The sequence below is a fragment of the Lutispora sp. QWL-02 genome (assembly GCF_058315355.1).
The window spans coordinates 1,675,319-1,692,717 of sequence record NZ_CM177762.1 but is presented as its reverse complement, the minus strand read 5'-3'; the positions used below and the strand labels follow the sequence as shown (position 1 = coordinate 1,692,717).

Below are 17,399 nucleotides of genomic sequence, written 5' to 3'. Positions count from 1 at the left end.
CCACAATCCACCTCTTTTAGCTTTTATAAATGCGAATCGACAAAGTCACTCTATATTCAACATCTTCATTTTTCTCCATAGCGATGTAGTGCTTATTTTTAAATAGTCGGCCGTTTTCACTTTTGAACCATCATTGTGTTGTAAGGCAGTTATTATTATTTCTCTCTCATACTCTGCCAGCAGAGTATTTAATGACATATATGAATCACTACTGCTTAACTTCGCTTTAGAATAGCTTTTTTTAATATTTGCAGGAAGATATGCAGGTTTGATCACCCTGTCGTTGCCAATAACATTAAATATTTTTTCGATACAATTTGCAAGCTCTCTAACATTCCCAGGCCACGAATATTCCATTAAAATGCTTAGTGCTTCATCTTCAATGTATTCAACAAATTTTCCGAAATCTTTGTTCATATTAGCAATAAAATGATTTACAAGAAAAGGAATATCTTCTTTTATAAAACGCAAAGCAGGAAGCTGAATGTCCAGTATATTAAGCCTATAATAAAGGTCTTGGCGAAACTTGCTGCCCGCTATTAATTCCAGCAAATCCTTATTGGTTGCAGATATTATCCTAACATTAAGCTTAATGGTTGACTTGCTCCCAATACGCATCACTTCCTTTTCCTGCAAAATTCTAAGCAATTTAGATTGCAGATTCAAATCCATCTCCCCTATTTCGTCAAGGAAAACAGTACCTCCGTTTGCCTGTTCAAAAATGCCTAGATCGCCACCTTTCTTTGCTCCTGTAAATGTACCTTCAGCATATCCAAAAAAAATGCTCTCCGCTAGGCTTAGTGGAATAGCGGCACAGTTGATTGCAATGAAAGGTTTGTTTGCTCTGCTGCTAGCACTATGAATTGACTGGGCAAACACTTCCTTGCCTGTTCCAGATTCACCATATATCAATACATTTGAATCAGTCTTAGCCGCAATTGACGCTATATTCTTCGCTTGCATAATTGGCTCGCTATTTCCAACTATATCTTGAAATGTATACTTTGTATTGCTTCTCTTTTTTACTTCTTTAATCAATCTGGTATTTTTGCGTATGGAATCCTCATTATTAAACCCGAATAAAAAATATTTCCCAATAGGAATTCTTACTGCTGTAGCGCCTAAAACACGATTAGACTTACCTATAATAGGTTTTTGCAGCAACATTGCACTTTTGGAAGAGGCACTCACTTTACCAATCAATTTATCATTTAGCTCGCCCTTTGAGTTGACGGAAATTATTACATTTCCATCGCTGTCGCAAATAGCAGCATCCCCTCCAATTATTGAGGCTATTTGAGGGAGTATCTCTTCAATAGATTGTTCCAGTGAGTATGCAAAATTTATAGTCTCGATATTGTTGCAAGTTATCGTGTATGCATCAATCGGAAAAGACAATATAAAAGGATGTATGTTGAATTTTGACTTAAAATCATTTATTTGCTTTTTATTTAAAGCTTTCAATATTGCATCTAATTTCATTTGGCGATATTGTTCAAGTTCTACTCCTCTGCTATCAACAACACTGATGACTATACCCTTTTTATCAGAAAGAATTGCATATCCGTTAGATATTCGTGCCAAGCAAGGAAGCGCATTTAATAAAGCATTCAGCATGTCATCATCTCCGATCATTTAGTCAAATAAATTTTTTAGATATAAAAATTCAGAATTTACCCTTAATTTAGCATACCATTTATAATAAATCAATATAATCATTGCAGAATTGAAATTGCGTTTCACTTTTGCAATGTTATGTGATTATTGCTAATCGGCTATTAAAGAAGATTAGATTTAATCCATTTCAGTTTTGCAATATATACACCCTTGCATAGATAGATTTTCGGCAAAATACCTGCCTATTTAGGTTGGTATAGCTCTTGCTTATATAATAAAGTGTAATTTTTCTTTATTTGAAGGAGGCATCTATATGAAAAAAACTACTAGATTGAAAGAACTGCTGTATGCAAAAGAAATTGTTGCAGCACCAGGAGCTCATGATGTCATGACAGCAAAAATCATCGAAAAGGTCGGCTTTGACATGGCTTATATGACCGGCTATGGGACAGCGGCAAGTACATTGGGTAAGCCTGATATCGGCTTGCTATGCATGTCCGAGATGCTGGATAGGGCAAGAAAGCTTGCAACAGCAACAAATATTCCGATTGTTGCAGATGGAGATACCGGATTCGGAAATGCAGTTACCCTTATGAGAACTATAGAGGATTTTGAGGATGCAGGTGTTGCTGGAATCCAGCTGGAGGATCAAATAGCTCCAAAGCGATGTGGACATATGGCAGGTAGAAAAGTTGTAAGCATGGAAGAAATGATTGGAAAAATAGAAGCAGCTATTACAGCCAGGAAAGATCCCGACTTCGTCATAATTGCCAGAACAGATGCAAGAACCTCTCTCGGAATTGATGAAGCGATTAAAAGAGCTTTAGCATATGAAAAGGCTGGCGCAGACGCTATATTTGTTGAATCAATAGAAACCATAGAAGAAATGAAGTGGATAAACCAGGTAATTAAAGCTCCAACTATCGTAAATATTGTCGAAGGCGGCAGGACACCTCAGCTAACAGATAAAGAGCTGGAAGAGTTAGGATTTAATTTGGTCATTCATCCTGTTGCAAGCACTTATGTTATTGCAAAGGCCGTATTCGATCTTATGCATGCATTAAAAAGGGATGGGTCAACCAAAGCATTTGCTGATAAGATGATCACATTTAATGAATTTAATGAATTAATTGGCCTAGGTGAATATAGTAAGTACGAAGACCTATTCGTAAGAGATTGATCCATAAACCAAAGTTTGAAAAGCATTTTAAATAAGAAATGAAACTATAACATTGTATTCAAGTATTCAGCCTTATATTATAAGATTATAGCCGCAGCAAATGATAGTGCTAAACAAATTTTGGAGTATAAATCTATATTATTAGGTTGCATAAGCACGTTGAAAAATGTGAATAACTTAAGGAGGGAAATGCATGAATATAAGCATTTTCATTGTATTATTAATTGCAGTAGCAATTGGATTGGGCTTTTACTTTAAAATAAATATCGGTTTGTTTGGAATGTTCTTTGCTTATTTAGTAGGTGCTTTTGTGTTAGATATGAAGGTAAAGAGTATTATTAACTTGTGGCCAATAAATTTATTTTTTACGATTATGACTATTACATTTTTTTACGGATTTGCAGTGTCCAATGGGACTCTTGAGAAAGTTGCCACAAAAACAGTTTATGCAACCCGAAAAGCAACTTTTTTAATCCCGGTTGTATGTTACTTTTTAGCATTTATAATGACGGCAGTCGGACCAGGCCCCTATGCAGTCTATGTATTCTTGGCGCCAATCATAATGGCAATATCTGACGAGATAAAAATGAACAAAATACTTGCCGCTATTATTGTTGTAAGTGGTGTCGTGGCTGGCTGTTTCTCTAATTATGGCGTCGGCGGTGCTATTACGCGAGGGTATATCGAAGCTGCCGGTTATGCTGCTCTGGCAGAACAATATACTTCCAGAGTCTTCTGGAATACATTTCTAGCCGAAACAATCTTATTTATCGTCGCATACATTTTCTTTAAAGGATATAAAGTAGCAAGTACAGAAATAAAAAAACCGGAGCCTTTTACCTCAAAACAAAAAATTACATTAATTCTAATGTTCGGTGCAATAGGATTTGTTATAATACCTTCAACGCTAGCCAGCTTTATTCCCCATTCAACAATTTTGGCCTTATTGAAGGCAAAATTGGATATTTCTTTTGTTTCAATATTTGCAGCACTTTTAGCTATATTCTTTAAAGTAGGTTCGGAAAAAGAAGCACTAAAACAAGTTCCTTGGAATACAATAATACTTATCAGCGGCATCAGCATGTTGATTTCTGTTGCAGTTGAAGCAGGTTCCATCGATTTATTGGCACATTGGTTTAGCACCAGAACGTCAACCGCTTCAGCGCCTATCATACTTTCATTGGTAGCGGGAACTATGAGCTTCTTTGCCAGCACACTAGGTGTTGTTATGCCGACATTGTATCCGATTGTTGAAGGAGTTGCAAATGCGACAGGGCTTGCTCCAACAACTCTATTTTCAATTATAACAATATCAGGATCATTTGTAGGCATATCGCCTTTCTCATCAGGAGGAGCATTAACTCTTACGGGTGTGACTGATGAAGAAACAAGGGACAAGCTGTTTAAGCAGCTGTTGATCATTCCATTTGTCAGCTTAGCACTTGCCATTGTATTGCTGTTATGCGGGGTTATACGTTAACAATTATCTTTCGATAGACAAAGCTCGACATACAAAGCAAAAGTAATGAATTTGGATTTGAAAGAAGGAAAAGCAGGTATACATTTCTGATATATGTCTTTTCCTTCTTTAATTGGCACATTATAAACATTACACTAATATACAGAATCGTTTTAACGATTTCTCTGCTACTGCAATTACCTTAGCTTTTTAATGATTTCCTTGTACTCCCTGTCAAGAGCCTCAATATCGTCATTCTTAGACGGCATGCTCAATTTCCCCAGTATTTCTGCCATGCGGTGCTGAAGCACCATCTTGTCGGCTGATTTATCATTTTGCTGCATCGATTCTTCTTTTTTCCGGATGTAATCGCTGTATGTCCCGTCAAAGCATATGGTTTTCTGATTCTCAATGGCTATTATATGATCGGCGATATTGCTTACAAATCTTCTATCGTGAGAAACAAATACCACAGTTCCGTTATAGCTCAGTACCGCTTCCTCTATTGCTTCCATCGAATATATGTCCAGATAATTGGTGGGTTCATCTAAAACCAGTACATTAAAATCGCTCAGAATTATTTTTGCCAGGGCCGCTTTTACCCTTTCGCCTCCGCTCAGCAAAGAAACCTTTTTCATGACTTCTTCCTGCTTAAACAGGAGCCTGGCAAGCAGAATCCTTGCAAAGGTTTCATCATATATGCTGCTTTCCATAACATTCTCCAGCAATGTCCTGCTGCTATCTAAAATGCTCATATCCTGGCTGAAGTAGCCGATTTTGGCACCTATAGCTCTGTTTATTGCCGGATCGCCATTTATGATCATCTTGATAAGTGTGGTCTTGCCGCTCCCATTTGGACCTATTACAGCAGTTTTGCTATTGTTGAACACCTTGAATTGGGCCTCTTTGAAAACTACCTTATCCCCGAAGCTTTTATCAAGCCCGTCAGAGCTCAATATAACCTTGGAATAAAGCTGTCTGGTCTTTTGTATGTCTATATTGATTTCCTGCTGTTCCTTTGGTTTTTGCTTCACTTCAAGCTTTTCAAGCCTGGTCTTAATGGCATTAATCTGCCTGTCAAGGGTTGCTTTTGCAGCCTGATTGCCCATCTTATGAAGCCGAGCCTCTGAATTTCCCATCCTTTTAGGAGCTTTCCGCATTGTTTTTGATTCGTTCGTCTTTTGCTCTGCAGCTTCGTGCAGCCTGTTCTTTTCTGAAACATACTGATCATACTCAAATGCAGCCCGTTCTCTTTCTTTTTCTTTCAATTCCTTGTATTTAGAGTAATTGCCTTTATAAAACCGTACTTCTCCACTTTCGATCTCCAGTATCGTATTGCAAACCGTATCTAAAAACTCTCTATCGTGGGATACAATCAGTATTGCTCCGCTAAATTGCATCAGCTCCTTTTGCAGAAGCTCTATCCCTTGGTTGTCAAGATTGCTTGTGGGCTCGTCTCCAATGATCAAAGAATTCTCCTTACCTAAAGCCTTGGCTATCTTGAGCCTGGCTATTTCACCTCCGCTTAAACCTTCATTGTTCAAACCGCTTACACCAAATCTGCTGGCTGCATAATCATCTATGCCGGTTTTTTCTTCATCCCCAAGCTGGGTTATATAAGCGTAGGTTCCATAAATCGCCGATACTCCTTCATCGGGCATGACCCTATTGGTCAGAATGTTAAGGAATGTAGTCTTCCCTGAGCCATTTAAGCCTACTATACCGATCCTGTCATTTTTATATATCTTAAAATCGTCAACCTTCAGTATCAATCTATCGTTATAATACTTCTTGACTCCATTCATCTGAGCTATCAACATAAAAAATCCCCTCCATGATTGCCGGAGAGGATACACCATACTCTTGTACAAACTTTCATAATACCGCACTAGAGCCCTGCTTCAAAAAACAGGCAAACAAAAAGGCAGTATTCTTACGTCATTTCACTTTTAACGCTATTGAAAAGCAAGTATTTATTAAAGGGCATAACTATCCTATCCAGCTTAATAACAAAGTTACAAATTGTGATCATCTCTAAGCAAAGAATAGACTAGTTAATCATATCTCCTTTTATACCTTCCTTTCGAAATAATAGCAATTAGATTATATTATATCCAAAACTCTGTGTCAACGAGCTTTTCAAGATTAATCATTCGACGAAATGCGTTCTTTTCCATTAAAGGAAATACATACTAAATCATTAAAAGGAGATAAGGAAGCTCTTAAAGAGATAACGGATATATTTAGATGGCAATTGTATAAGAATAGCTATATCAACGGTCATTTTGATGAAGATTGCTTTCAGGAGCTTAATATAAAATTATTAGAAGGGATTAAGCGATTCAAGTTTGATAAAGAGTATGATATTTTCAAACATGCATAGTATTAATCTAAAGAACCAAGCAATAGAGGTTAATGCCTGTTGTAGCTTGGTTTTTTAGATGTAATAGCATTCCGAATAATTACAATATTAATTAAACTCATAGGTCTTTTAAAACCATATTCAGATTTTATCATAATAATACACATTTTTGGGCAGCATTTCTAACCATGTATTATTGTGCTATAATCGTTTTATAAACATTAAAAGGAAGTGAATTAATGTTAAAAAGAATAATCCCAATTTTATTGGTTTTGTGTTTTGTAATAAGCGGGTGCACAAATAGTAATAGCACAGCTAGTCAAAATCAAAATATTACCAATATCAAATTTATAATACCAAAGGGGCCCCTTGATGAGTGGTCTATAGATGAAAAGCCCATAAAAGACTGTACCCCTAGTATTGTGGTAAACGAACTGCTTAAATATCCTCATATATATCCCGAAGGAACTAAATTGCTTTCTTTAGAAGTCAAAGAAAAAATTGCATACGTTAATATGAGCCATGAATTTAATTCTTATAGCCTGGGCTCTACCGGTATAGAGCATATAATCTTTACCATCACTGATACCTTATGTTTAAACAAATCGCTGGGCATTGACGGAGTAAAATTTCTACTTGATGGCGAAGAAGTACCTATAATTGGAGAGGCTGAAACAGATAAAGTAATTGTTCCTAACGTTATATTAACAGGTGATAACGAGATTAAACGAATTGAGTAATAAATCTTAAAAAAACATTTTTCTGTGGTTGACTTTTAACTCTGTTTTTTCTTCTTATAAAAATGTAAGGTAAATGATTCTGCAGAACAAAAACCTAATAAATTATAAAGGAGAAAAAACATGAAAATATTTGTAAGATTTGGTCACGATATTCTTAGAAACGGAAGCTTTACTGGCGCTCCCGGTACTTTATTAAGTGAAAGAGATGTGATTGAAAGCTATGCCCCATGGGTAGCCCAAGAACTCTACTACGCAGGCCATGACGTAATGACATATTCAACGCTTAACCACCCTGACGATGCTTACGCAACTGCTAACGAAGCTTTGATAGCTGGTATACGAGAAGCAAAAAACTGGGAGGCTGAATTGTTTGTTAGCTGCCATGCTAACAGTGCTGATGATTCTTCTGCATCATATAGTTCATGCTGCCACAGAAATGACTCTTTGTCGAGAACACTCGCTACTGCAGTGAGCAAGGCAGCTGCGGACACTCTGGGAATCAGAAACACTGGGGCAGTGTTAAGAAGCGATTTAGCTGAAACAAGCAGCTCAATGAACATGAGCTCAATCATCATAGAGCCTATGTTTGTAAGTAACCCTGCTGATTGCAGAAAATTCTCAAGTGTTGGCGGCGAAGCAGTAGGGACTGCCATTGCAGAAGCCATACTCAGCAAAATTTAATCAAGTTTATAGAATCTATAAAAATAAGTCGGTGTGACAAACCGACTTATTTTTTACATAGGATATAACAAAATCTTAGCATATGATTTCTAACATTATCCTTTCATTATTGTGCTATAATCGTTTTATAAACATTAAAAGGAAGTGGATTAATGTTAAAAAGAATAATCCCAATTTTATTGGTTTTGTGTTTTGTAATAAGCGGGTGCACAAATAGTAATAGCACAGCTAGTCAAAATCAAAATATTACCAATATCAAATTTATAATACCAAAGGGTCCCCTTCTTGAGTGGTCTATAGATGAAAAGCCCATAAAAGACTGTACCCCTAGTATTGTGGTAAACGAACTGCTTAAATATCCTCATATATATCCCGAAGGAACTAAATTGCTTTCTTTAGAAGTCAAAGAAAAAATTGCATACGTTAATATGAGCCATGAATTTAATTCTTATAGCCTGGGCTCTACCGGTATAGAGCATATAATCTTTACCATCACTGATACCTTATGTTTGAATAAATCGCTGGGCATTGACGGAGTAAAATTTCTACTTGATGGCGAAGAAGTACCTATAATTGGAGATACTGAGACCGATAAAGCAATTGTTCCGGATATCACATTAACAGATGACGGCAAAATTAAATTGCTTGAATAATAAATCTTTCTAATTAAGGATAGCTTTCTATGAACGTTTATTTCTCATAGAAAGCTATCCTTTTTTAGAATACAAGTTGCATTTAATAATTTAAATTCAATTATTTGAAAAATATTTTTTCTTCTCATTCTTTATATATTTCTTGGTACAATGACACTATCCGTCTTGCAGTTGATCAGCTTTATTAGATCCTTAGGGGCTAGTTCAATTTGATGCCCTATCTTCCCTGCGCTCACGATAAAGGTATCCATGGCATCGCAGGAGCTGTCCAATACCGTCTTATATTCTTTCTTCATACCTATCGGCGAGCAACCTCCCCGGATATAGCCTGTAATCTTGTTAATATCCGCGACCTTGATCATCTCGACAGCTTTTTCATCTACCGCCCTTGCCGCCGCTTTCAGATCAAGTTCATCAGCAACGGGAATGACAAAAACATAGTACTCTCTGCTGGTCCCCTTTGTCACAAGGGTTTTATAGACCTTTTGAACAGGCTGGCCTATTTTGTCCGCAACCGTAATGCCGTCAACCAGGCCGTCGCTATGGTCATATTCATATGTGCTATATGGAATTCCTGCTTTATCAAGTATACGCATAGCATTTGTCTTTATATTTCCCAAAGCTTACCCTCCTATTATCCCATCAGGTATTATTCAGCAGCATTATACCACTTTATGCCATGTTTGTAAAACGGCTGTGATAAACAGGGTACATCAGGCATAGTCACAATTCTATAATATTAACTCGACAAGAACATTGCTTGCTTCGGCTTTCCTTATAGCGAGACTATATCCGCGGACTTTTATTTCAATGGGATCACCCATGGGAGCATATGCCTCAACCAGTATTTCCGTACCCGGCATTATGCCCATTTCCATCAACCTATGCCCCAATGCACCCTTTGAAGTAAGCTTAACCACCCTGGCCCTTGTTCCCGGCAATACGGCATCAAGCTTTTTTAATATTTTCATGCCCGATTTTGCCTTTTCTCCGCTTGGCTGCTCTTCTTCCAGAGGGTATCCCAGCTGCTGCTCTACATATGATGAAAGCTTCTCCATAGTGGCAGGGCTGATGGCATGCTCCATAAGGCAAGCATCATTTTCTGCAGTTGCAAGGTCTACTTTGAGCACATCCACCAAAAAACTCATCAGCACTTCATGCCTCTTTGATATTTCCCGGGCAAGGGCAGAGCCTCTTTCCGTAAGCTCCAATTGTCCATACTTTTCATGCTTTACAAGTCCTTGATCCTTAAGCAGCTTAACCGCCTGATTAGCACTGGATTTTGCAACGCTCAATCTCTCTGCCAAATCGGTAATCCTGGCAGCATTCCCATCCTCCTGCAGCTGCAGGATCACTTTCAGATAGTTCTCCAGCGATGGTGAAACAGATACTCTCATGCCCTTACCTTCCTTAACTTAGCCTGTTGTGCTAGTTGATAACAAGTATAAAGCTTCAAGGCTAAGACTTTGTAAGCTTGTATCGGGCTGCGTCAAAACTCGCATGCAGCGTTTGTCATTAGTGTTAAAATTCAAGCAAGTTATGAGGTTTTCCGATTTAACAGCATATAGGCTCAAACAGTTGACGCAGCTTTTCCTATACTTCGCTAACAAACTCTAAGCCTCTTCACAAAATACTCTTTTATCAGCTACCACAACAAGTTAACTTACTGTTATAATATATATTCATTATAACCATATAAGCTACAGATTTCCACTTTGCTCTCTAAGCTTATTCCAGATCTCATCTGATCTTTCCGCCGCTATAGGATCAAATTGCAGTCCTTTGTTAGTGCGGACTTCTTCCCTGCATTGTTCCCAGGTCATTGCAGACCTGTAGGGGCGGCGGGAAGTCATGGCATCTATGGAATCGGCAACTGCAATGATCCGCGAGCCAAGCGGTATCTGATCCCATTCACAAGGAAGAAGCTTTTCCTTCTTATTTAGTATATTCTCAGGAATGCTCAGCTTGCCTATATCATGCAAATGGGCCGCCATATGCACGTCCTCCAGAGCCACACCTTTAAGCCCCATGGCTTTGGCTAAATAATAGGCCATATCTGCCACCCTGGAGGAATGGCCGCTTATGTATTTTTTATTTGTGACGCTTTTATGACAATATTTCTATATAAGCACCATCCCTCTTTTGACTATTCTTCTTTAAATTCTTCTAATCTATGGATTGTCATCATGTCCGCATCCACATTTTGAATGGCATCCCGAGCAGCTTCCGCCGCATGCACAGGATTCTTTCTTAATCCTTTTAATGGTGTTGATCGATGCTAAAATCATCAAGCCAAATATGATCCCGCCTAAAATATAATTGATCATTATATACGCCACCTTTTAAATATTATTATTGAGTCATTCCTTTATATAATTTCTGCCAAAGCGGTTGACTTATCCGAGTCCAACCGCCCTGCCGATTTGAAACACCAATGTTCCCAATATCCATGCAAGCCCTGTTTGATATCCGAGGGTTATAAAGGTCCATTTCCATGAGTTGAATTCCCTTTTCATAGCACCGATGGCTGCAAAGCAAGGCGCTGCAACAAGAGTAAATATCATGAATGAAAATGCGCTCAATGCCGTAAAGCTCTGGGCAATTCCTGCAAGGAGAGTCGGGTCATCTTCTGCAACCTCGCCTATCCCATGAAGTATGCCCAAAGTAGCTACCACTACCTCTTTAGCAAGCAGCCCTGTCACTGTGGCAACAGCGGCCTTCCATTCTCCGAATCCGAGAGGAGAAAATATCGGGGCGATAGTTTTTCCTATGGAAGCCAGCATGCTGTTTTCTGCTTCCACCATTGCAAATGAAAAATCAAAGGATTGCAGCATCCAGATGATTCCGGAGGCAACAAATATTATTGTACCCGCTTTTATCATAAAGGCTTTGGCCCTGTTCCACATGTGGATGAGAACACTTTTGAGCCTTGGAATCCTATATTCGGGCAGCTCCATTACAAAGGGCGCCGCCTCTCCCTTTAGGATCGTATTTTTTAATATAATACCTGATAATATTGCTACTCCTATCCCAATTATATATAGCGAAGGGGCTATCCAGGCCTTATCGGAAAAGAAGGCTGCGATAAACATGGCAAACACCGGCCATTTTGCTCCGCAAGGTATGAAAGGGGTCAGCATGATGGTCATCTTTCTGTCCTTTTCATTTTCTATGGTTCTGGTAGCCATGATCCCCGGAACAGAGCATCCGGTTCCGATCAGCATGGGAATAAAGGATTTGCCTGAAAGGCCGAATCTCCTGAAAATCCTGTCCATGATGAAGGCAACTCTTGCCATATATCCGCTGTCTTCCAGCAGGGAGATGAAGAAGAATAAAATCATCAGCTGAGGGACAAAGGTCAATACCCCGCCGACTCCGCCTATGACGCCGTCTATGATTAGCCCGCGCAGCCACTCGGCAGCACCTGAAGCTTCAAGCCAGCCTTCCACTGTGCCGCCTATGACATCTCCCATGAGCCACTCCACTTTTCCGATGGTATAGTCCCCCAGAGTAGAAATGGAAATATGATAGACGAACCACATTATCACAAAGAATATCGGTATGGCCAGTATGCGGTTGGTGACTACTTTGTCAATTTTATCGGATAGAGTGAGGCCGCTGCCGGATTTCTTTTTTACCGTCTTGCCCACAATGCCGGAAATAAAATTATACCTGTTATCCGCAATTATGGTCTCCATGTCATTGTTATATTGCTTTTCAAGCTTTTCACGGCAATTTGCAACTATCGTCAGCAAAGATGCAGGAATATTCAGCTTCTCCTTCAGCCTTTCATCGTCCTCCAGAAGCTTCAAAGCAACCCAGCGAACATTATATTTGCTGTCCAGTTCTTTTGCTGCAATAGCCCCGATATCAGAAACGCATTTTTCTATATCGTCTTCATATATTTTTTGTGAGGATTGCCCCCCTCCGGATGCCGCTGTCTGAACCACGCTCAGCGCTTTTTCCATCAGTTCCTTGACACCCTGCCCTTTGCTGGCCGAAGTGGGAACGACGGGTATGCCCAGATGCTTTTCCAGCTTTCCAATGTCTATCTTGTCCCCTCTGGCCTCTACTGCATCCATCATGTTTAGGGCTGCAACGACAGGCACTCCCAATTCCATGAGCTGAGTGGTCAGATAGAGATTCCTTTCTATATTTGTTGCTTCGATAATATTTATGACCAGATCCGGCTTTTCATCGATTATATAATCCCTGGCTATTATTTCTTCCATTGTGTATGGAGACAGGGAATAGATTCCCGGCAAATCAACAATCCTTACATTTTCTTTGAGCTTCTTAGCCTTGCCTTCCTTCTTCTCTACAGTGACCCCCGGCCAGTTTCCGACATGCTGGGTGCTTCCTGTGATCTCATTGAACATGGTAGTCTTGCCGCAATTAGGGTTTCCCACCAATGCAAATGTATATGACATTTTATAACCCCCTTTTAATTGAAAATCATTCTCAATTGATGTTTTAAAAAAATGCTGCTTCTCCGCAGCCATAATCATTCCACAATAATATTTTCAGCTTCTTCTTTCCTGAAAGACAATTCATATCCCCTGATATTGACCTCGATGGGATCTCCGAGAGGAGCTACTTTGCGAATCATAACTTCCGCGCCTTTGGTGACGCCCATATCCATCAGCCTTCGGCTTGTTGCTCCTCCCCCCTTCACTTTGACAATGACAGCCCTTTCACCGGGCTTCAGATCCTTAAGCTTCCTTTCCATATGCTTTTCCTCCTTCCATTTATGCTTTAACTTTGAAATTCAACCGTCAGTTGTTGTGCAATGCCCCTATCAATAGCTATTCTCGTTCCTTTTATACAAATGATCAGATTCCCCTTTATCTCTGAAAGCACCGAAATAGGCGTTCCCGGTATAATTCCCAATCCCTCAAGAAACTTTTTGGTTTTACCTTTTGCCCTGCATGTGTTGACTACAGCTTTTTTGCCTACAGGAAGCATTGTTAAAGGCATAATGAACACTCCTTTTAAAGTTTACTGATAATGATAATTATTCTCATTGTTAGTTCTACCTAACATTTTAACAGTAAAATATTTCACTGTCAACAGTTTAACAACAAAATTTTCTTTGAAGCGGCGGTCAAGGGTTCCTCTGCCATGCAGTTCCCAAAATATGCTCTCTTGCATATACTTACATTGTAACGATATTTGAAATAGGTGATCGATATAAAGCTTAGTCCGGATATAGATGTGAAAAATTTGGAGCCTATCGGCAAAGGCACCCAGGGCAAGGTATACAGGATAGACTCCTACAGGTGCATAAAAATTTTTAAGAGTAAAAAAGAGTGCAAGGATGAATTAGAAACCCTGCTGATGGCCCAATCCGATGCACATTTCCCCAGGCTTTATGAATCCGGTGCGAACTACATCATAAGAGAGTACATCAAAGGCATCGAACTAGATGAATATTTGAAAAGGGGAAAAAGGCTAACGCCTCAGATCTCACGCAAGCTGATAGAGCTATATGAGACCATGGCGAAGGTCGGTTATCTGAGGCAGGACGCTGCAATATTTCATATATTCGTAACGCCTTCCGGAGAGCTTAAGCTTATCGATACTGCCAAGGCGATGAAGAAAAAATCGGCAGTTCCCAGCTTGCTCATCAGCGGCCTTGATCATCTTGGATATAAAGACATTTTTTTTGATTTTTTAAAGGTCAACAGGCCGGACCTGCATATCAAATGGATGAATTACTCAAGGAAGAAATATAGGAAAAAATACTGAAGTATTGATTTTATTGATTATTTAAGGGATAAAGGATAGTGTACTATGTTTATGAAAGCTGATCTTCACATTCATTCAACTGCATCTGACGGAGGATTTGATCCGGAGCAAGTGATAATGATAGCTAAAAGCAGGGGCATAGACACCATCGCCATTTCTGATCATAATTCAATAGATGGGCTGGATGAGGCCTTTGAAGCCGGCGAAAAATACGGCGTATCGGTGATTCCCGCTGTCGAATTATCCACAAGGTTTAACGATGAGAGCATTCATATCTTAGGGTATTTTAAAAATGATAAATTCAACAGCGCTGCTTTTAAGGATATTTTGAAGCAGGTAAAAAAGCACAGTCTCAGCAAGCTTAGAAAAGCGTCAGGGGTGTACGGCAAACATCCCCACTCCAATAAATACCTTTCCTGTTCTGAGGGTATTTACCTTCTGAAGGCCTTTGATGCAGCTGTAGTATTAGCTCACCCTGTTCGAATATCTGAGAAAAACCTTCTCAGCATACTGAGCATGCCCTTTGATGGCATAGAAGCAAAATACTGCCGCAATAGTCCTCAATATACAGATTTTTTTATTGATATAGCGATGAAGCGATTCTCTTTCTATACGGGAGGTTCAGATTTCCATAGGTGCAAACCGCGGGATTTAAAGCATTGCCTTATCGGGAATCCTTATCTTGATCCGGATGAAATAAAAAATTTTCTTGAAAGCTCCGGGGCATTGGTCAAATGCCGATGACAACAGATAGGCGCATCCGCGTTCTGTGTCAACGGCGTTTGAATCCTTATATACTCTTACATATACCTTTCCGCAATCTTGGCCAACGGGCTTCTTTCGACCTTGCTCAAGGTTACATGTCCGCTGATTTCAAACTGCTTCATCTTTTCTATGGTATAAACCAGCCCGTTTGAACGCTCGTCAACCAATACATTATCGATCTGGCTATCTGTCGGATCACCAAGAAAAACGAACTTGGAGCCGAAGCCCGCCCGTGTCAGCATCAGCTTTGCCAAGTGGGGTGTGATCTCCTGAGCTTCATCCACAATTACAAGGGAATCGCAGAGGGTCCTTCCTCTCATGTAGTTAAAGGTTTTCATATCTATTACGCCCTGCTCCCTGTATTGGTCTATAAAGCCTTCCACAGAAAAACCGGATTTAACGCTGTTATCTCCCTTTGATGATTTTTCTTTCTTCTTTGCCCTGGTGCCGAAAAGATTGTCTACCGCGTCATAGAAGGAGCCCATCCATGGCTTGAGCTTTTCCTGCTCGGTGCCCGGCAGAAAGCCTATATCATTGCCTGCAGCTACTACAGGCTTGACAAATATTATCTTTCTGAAAACGCCTTCCTCTATAACTTTCTGGAGAGCCACTGCCGTGGAAAGGATAGTTTTGCCCGAGCCTGCACCCCCCGCCAGGGATACAAAATGGATGTTATTGTCCATGAGGAGCTCAAAAGCCATCTTCTGCTCCATATTCAGCGGAGTAAGGCCCCATGCGCTGCTGTTGGCATATTTCAGCGGTACGATCTTCTTGCCGTCAAAAATTGCAAGGCCTTCATGGCTTGTATTATCAACGCTCTTGATCTGCAAAAATTGATTGGGATATAGGGGTTCTTTGATTTTTCTCGGGGGCTTCAGGCCATTGCCATAAATCTTTTCTATATCTGAACTGGAGAGCTTTACCTCCAGATATCCCTTATAAATTTCATCAACTGTCACCTTGTCGTTCTCATAATCTTCAACCCTGATGCCCAGGCTGTCGCCCTTGATGGACATATATACGTCTTTCGTGACCATGATGGTAGGTATATCCTTATCCTTCTGCTGAAGGTTCCACGTAATGGTCAGCAGCTTGTTGTCATTTTTGGAAAGATCAAGGCCGTCCGGCATTGAATCGGCATTCATATGATCCATCTCAATCCTGAGAGTTCCGCCTCCGGGAAGCTTTACTCCTTCCAGAAGGTTTCCGCTCTGGCGCAGCTTGTTGATTTCTCTTGCGGCGTTCCTGGCATGGAAGCCTAATATTCCATCCCGCTTCTTCAGGTTATCCAGTTCTTCGATGACCAATAGGGGAATGATTATATTGTTATCCGAGAAACTATATATACTCAACGGATCATGGACGAGTACATTGGTATCCAGCACATAATTCTTTAACATCCTACAGCCTCCACTTTCTGATCTGAAAATTCATAATATATTTCTTATGCTTTGGTAAAGCACGATTTTTTCTTGTTAAGCTTCTATATTTTTTAAAAACAAACTGTTATTACATTGCTTCGCTTTGTAATAACAGCCCGTCAATAATCCTATAAATCTCATTCCATTCTTTTACCCTTGTGGTATTGTCATTCAAAGGCCCCCTGTTGTAGTTGGCATCTATCAGCAGGACTTTGAAGCCTGAGGAAGATAATTGGATTGCATTTTCGTAGTTATCTTCAACAAATACGTCGCAGTCCAACTCCCTTGCTGTATCTACTTTATAGTGGCTGCCCAGAACGAATAAACCGTCATAGGGAATCCCGTTTTTTCTTAAATATTCGTGTGTGAGCATAGTAAGGCATTTATCCCTTGCTGTGACAAAGTAAATATTATGGAGCAAGCTCAGCCTTTTGATGAATGATTTGGCATCCTGTCTTATCTTTTGCTCCCAATGCAGCTTAAACTTATACCTTTCATAGAATTCAGCATAGTCCTCTTTAGAAACGCCCAGCACTTTGTGGACATAGTATTCGGTCACATCCTTTTCGCTGATGTTTTTATCGAAATATCTATTGCACATGTCGAGCCAATAGTATGCTTCAGTTATTGTGCCGTCGATATCGATGCATATGTTTAAGTCCTTCAATTTAGCACCTCCTTGTTTTTAAGCATGTCGGTGTTCAGCAAAGCTGAACCCATTGATTTTACTTGATTTATAGTAACTGGAAACAAGTAACTTCACCTCACATGCT

Annotated in this window: 19 protein-coding genes; 8 read left to right on the top strand and 11 right to left on the bottom strand. The window is 39.7% G+C overall.

What is annotated here, in order from left to right; genetic code table 11:
• Positions 1–45 precede the first annotated feature (45 nt).
• On the bottom strand, positions 46–1,617 hold the full coding sequence (locus AC4HCY_RS07755) for a sigma-54 interaction domain-containing protein (protein WP_491095777.1): 1,572 nt from the start codon (positions 1,615–1,617) through the stop codon (positions 46–48).
• Positions 1,618–1,930: 313 nt separating this feature from the next.
• Between AC4HCY_RS07755 and AC4HCY_RS07750 the strand changes: the two genes are divergently transcribed.
• Together AC4HCY_RS07750 and AC4HCY_RS07745 are read left to right on the top strand one after the other, a co-directional pair.
• Positions 1,931–2,797: an isocitrate lyase/PEP mutase family protein gene (locus AC4HCY_RS07750; protein ID WP_323431566.1), complete on the top strand. Its 867-nt coding sequence runs from the start codon at positions 1,931–1,933 to the stop codon at positions 2,795–2,797.
• Positions 2,798–2,990: 193 nt separating this feature from the next.
• Complete coding sequence (locus AC4HCY_RS07745; protein WP_491095776.1) at positions 2,991–4,277, top strand: SLC13 family permease; 1,287 nt, start codon at positions 2,991–2,993, stop codon at positions 4,275–4,277.
• Positions 4,278–4,453: 176 nt separating this feature from the next.
• Here AC4HCY_RS07745 and abc-f read toward each other — a convergent pair whose 3' ends face one another.
• A complete protein-coding gene (gene abc-f, locus AC4HCY_RS07740; RefSeq protein ID WP_491095775.1) occupies positions 4,454–6,076 on the bottom strand; it encodes a ribosomal protection-like ABC-F family protein in 1,623 nt (540 codons plus the stop codon).
• A gap of 341 nt (positions 6,077–6,417) precedes the next feature.
• Between abc-f and AC4HCY_RS07735 the strand changes: the two genes are divergently transcribed.
• The 4 genes from AC4HCY_RS07735 to AC4HCY_RS07720 all read left to right on the top strand — a co-directional run bounded on the left by AC4HCY_RS07735 (position 6,418) and on the right by AC4HCY_RS07720 (position 8,692).
• Entirely contained in the window at positions 6,418–6,639 is a 222-nt protein-coding gene (locus AC4HCY_RS07735; RefSeq protein ID WP_491095774.1) for a helix-turn-helix domain-containing protein, read from the top strand.
• A 218-nt stretch (positions 6,640–6,857) separates the two neighbouring features.
• Entirely contained in the window at positions 6,858–7,358 is a 501-nt protein-coding gene (locus AC4HCY_RS07730) for a GerMN domain-containing protein (protein WP_491095773.1), read from the top strand.
• A gap of 120 nt (positions 7,359–7,478) precedes the next feature.
• A complete protein-coding gene (locus tag AC4HCY_RS07725; RefSeq protein ID WP_491095772.1) occupies positions 7,479–8,039 on the top strand; it encodes an N-acetylmuramoyl-L-alanine amidase in 561 nt (186 codons plus the stop codon).
• A 152-nt stretch (positions 8,040–8,191) separates the two neighbouring features.
• Positions 8,192–8,692, top strand: a complete 501-nt coding sequence (locus tag AC4HCY_RS07720; RefSeq protein ID WP_491095771.1) for a GerMN domain-containing protein — start codon at positions 8,192–8,194, stop codon at positions 8,690–8,692.
• Positions 8,693–8,823: 131 nt separating this feature from the next.
• Here AC4HCY_RS07720 and ybaK read toward each other — a convergent pair whose 3' ends face one another.
• The 7 genes from ybaK to AC4HCY_RS07685 form a co-directional block, all read right to left on the bottom strand.
• The gene (gene ybaK / locus AC4HCY_RS07715; RefSeq protein WP_491095770.1) at positions 8,824–9,312 is read right to left on the bottom strand and encodes a Cys-tRNA(Pro) deacylase; all 489 of its coding nucleotides are present in this window, start codon (positions 9,310–9,312) and stop codon (positions 8,824–8,826) included.
• A 111-nt stretch (positions 9,313–9,423) separates the two neighbouring features.
• Positions 9,424–10,089, bottom strand: a complete 666-nt coding sequence (locus AC4HCY_RS07710) for a metal-dependent transcriptional regulator (protein WP_491095769.1) — start codon at positions 10,087–10,089, stop codon at positions 9,424–9,426.
• A gap of 303 nt (positions 10,090–10,392) precedes the next feature.
• Positions 10,393–10,746: an HD-GYP domain-containing protein gene (locus AC4HCY_RS07705; protein WP_491095768.1), complete on the bottom strand. Its 354-nt coding sequence runs from the start codon at positions 10,744–10,746 to the stop codon at positions 10,393–10,395.
• A 117-nt stretch (positions 10,747–10,863) separates the two neighbouring features.
• On the bottom strand, positions 10,864–11,019 hold the full coding sequence (locus AC4HCY_RS07700) for a FeoB-associated Cys-rich membrane protein (RefSeq protein WP_323431577.1): 156 nt from the start codon (positions 11,017–11,019) through the stop codon (positions 10,864–10,866).
• A 69-nt stretch (positions 11,020–11,088) separates the two neighbouring features.
• A complete protein-coding gene (feoB, locus tag AC4HCY_RS07695) occupies positions 11,089–13,122 on the bottom strand; it encodes a ferrous iron transport protein B (RefSeq protein ID WP_491095767.1) in 2,034 nt (677 codons plus the stop codon).
• Positions 13,123–13,196: 74 nt separating this feature from the next.
• Positions 13,197–13,421, bottom strand: coding sequence for a FeoA family protein (locus AC4HCY_RS07690; protein ID WP_323431579.1), 225 nt, complete (start codon positions 13,419–13,421; stop codon positions 13,197–13,199).
• Between the two features lie 26 nt (positions 13,422–13,447).
• Positions 13,448–13,669: a FeoA family protein gene (locus tag AC4HCY_RS07685; protein WP_323431580.1), complete on the bottom strand. Its 222-nt coding sequence runs from the start codon at positions 13,667–13,669 to the stop codon at positions 13,448–13,450.
• Positions 13,670–13,873: 204 nt separating this feature from the next.
• On the opposite strand from AC4HCY_RS07685, the gene AC4HCY_RS07680 reads away from it, so the two are divergent.
• Both AC4HCY_RS07680 and AC4HCY_RS07675 read left to right on the top strand, forming a co-directional pair.
• Positions 13,874–14,440 (top strand): serine/threonine-protein kinase, encoded by a 567-nt coding sequence (locus AC4HCY_RS07680; protein ID WP_323431581.1) that lies wholly within the window; start codon positions 13,874–13,876, stop codon positions 14,438–14,440.
• Between the two features lie 45 nt (positions 14,441–14,485).
• On the top strand, positions 14,486–15,184 hold the full coding sequence (locus AC4HCY_RS07675; protein WP_323431582.1) for a PHP domain-containing protein: 699 nt from the start codon (positions 14,486–14,488) through the stop codon (positions 15,182–15,184).
• Between the two features lie 56 nt (positions 15,185–15,240).
• On the opposite strand, the gene AC4HCY_RS07670 is transcribed toward AC4HCY_RS07675, so the two are convergent.
• A complete protein-coding gene (locus tag AC4HCY_RS07670; RefSeq protein ID WP_323431583.1) occupies positions 15,241–16,605 on the bottom strand; it encodes a PhoH family protein in 1,365 nt (454 codons plus the stop codon).
• Between the two features lie 109 nt (positions 16,606–16,714).
• Positions 16,715–17,293 (bottom strand): 5' nucleotidase, NT5C type, encoded by a 579-nt coding sequence (locus AC4HCY_RS07665; protein WP_491095766.1) that lies wholly within the window; start codon positions 17,291–17,293, stop codon positions 16,715–16,717.
• Between the last annotated feature and the right edge of the window lie 106 nt (positions 17,294–17,399).

What these genes read in the sequence shown, in the direction of transcription:
- AC4HCY_RS07745 (WP_491095776.1), top strand. Translation starts at nt 2,991, where the DNA reads ATGAATATAAGCATTTTCATTGTATTATTAATTGCAGTAGCAATTGGA.
- AC4HCY_RS07755 (WP_491095777.1), bottom strand. Translation starts at nt 1,617, where the DNA reads ATGCTGAATGCTTTATTAAATGCGCTTCCTTGCTTGGCACGAATATCT.
- AC4HCY_RS07700 (WP_323431577.1), bottom strand. Translation starts at nt 11,019, where the DNA reads ATGATCAATTATATTTTAGGCGGGATCATATTTGGCTTGATGATTTTA.
- abc-f (WP_491095775.1), bottom strand. Translation starts at nt 6,076, where the DNA reads ATGTTGATAGCTCAGATGAATGGAGTCAAGAAGTATTATAACGATAGA.
- AC4HCY_RS07705 (WP_491095768.1), bottom strand. Translation starts at nt 10,746, where the DNA reads ATGGCCTATTATTTAGCCAAAGCCATGGGGCTTAAAGGTGTGGCTCTG.
- AC4HCY_RS07685 (WP_323431580.1), bottom strand. Translation starts at nt 13,669, where the DNA reads ATGCCTTTAACAATGCTTCCTGTAGGCAAAAAAGCTGTAGTCAACACA.
- AC4HCY_RS07730 (WP_491095773.1), top strand. Translation starts at nt 6,858, where the DNA reads ATGTTAAAAAGAATAATCCCAATTTTATTGGTTTTGTGTTTTGTAATA.
- AC4HCY_RS07720 (WP_491095771.1), top strand. Translation starts at nt 8,192, where the DNA reads ATGTTAAAAAGAATAATCCCAATTTTATTGGTTTTGTGTTTTGTAATA.
- AC4HCY_RS07670 (WP_323431583.1), bottom strand. Translation starts at nt 16,605, where the DNA reads ATGTTAAAGAATTATGTGCTGGATACCAATGTACTCGTCCATGATCCG.
- AC4HCY_RS07750 (WP_323431566.1), top strand. Translation starts at nt 1,931, where the DNA reads ATGAAAAAAACTACTAGATTGAAAGAACTGCTGTATGCAAAAGAAATT.
- AC4HCY_RS07725 (WP_491095772.1), top strand. Translation starts at nt 7,479, where the DNA reads ATGAAAATATTTGTAAGATTTGGTCACGATATTCTTAGAAACGGAAGC.
- AC4HCY_RS07690 (WP_323431579.1), bottom strand. Translation starts at nt 13,421, where the DNA reads ATGGAAAGGAAGCTTAAGGATCTGAAGCCCGGTGAAAGGGCTGTCATT.
- AC4HCY_RS07735 (WP_491095774.1), top strand. Translation starts at nt 6,418, where the DNA reads ATGCGTTCTTTTCCATTAAAGGAAATACATACTAAATCATTAAAAGGA.
- AC4HCY_RS07675 (WP_323431582.1), top strand. Translation starts at nt 14,486, where the DNA reads ATGTTTATGAAAGCTGATCTTCACATTCATTCAACTGCATCTGACGGA.
- AC4HCY_RS07710 (WP_491095769.1), bottom strand. Translation starts at nt 10,089, where the DNA reads ATGAGAGTATCTGTTTCACCATCGCTGGAGAACTATCTGAAAGTGATC.
- feoB (WP_491095767.1), bottom strand. Translation starts at nt 13,122, where the DNA reads ATGTCATATACATTTGCATTGGTGGGAAACCCTAATTGCGGCAAGACT.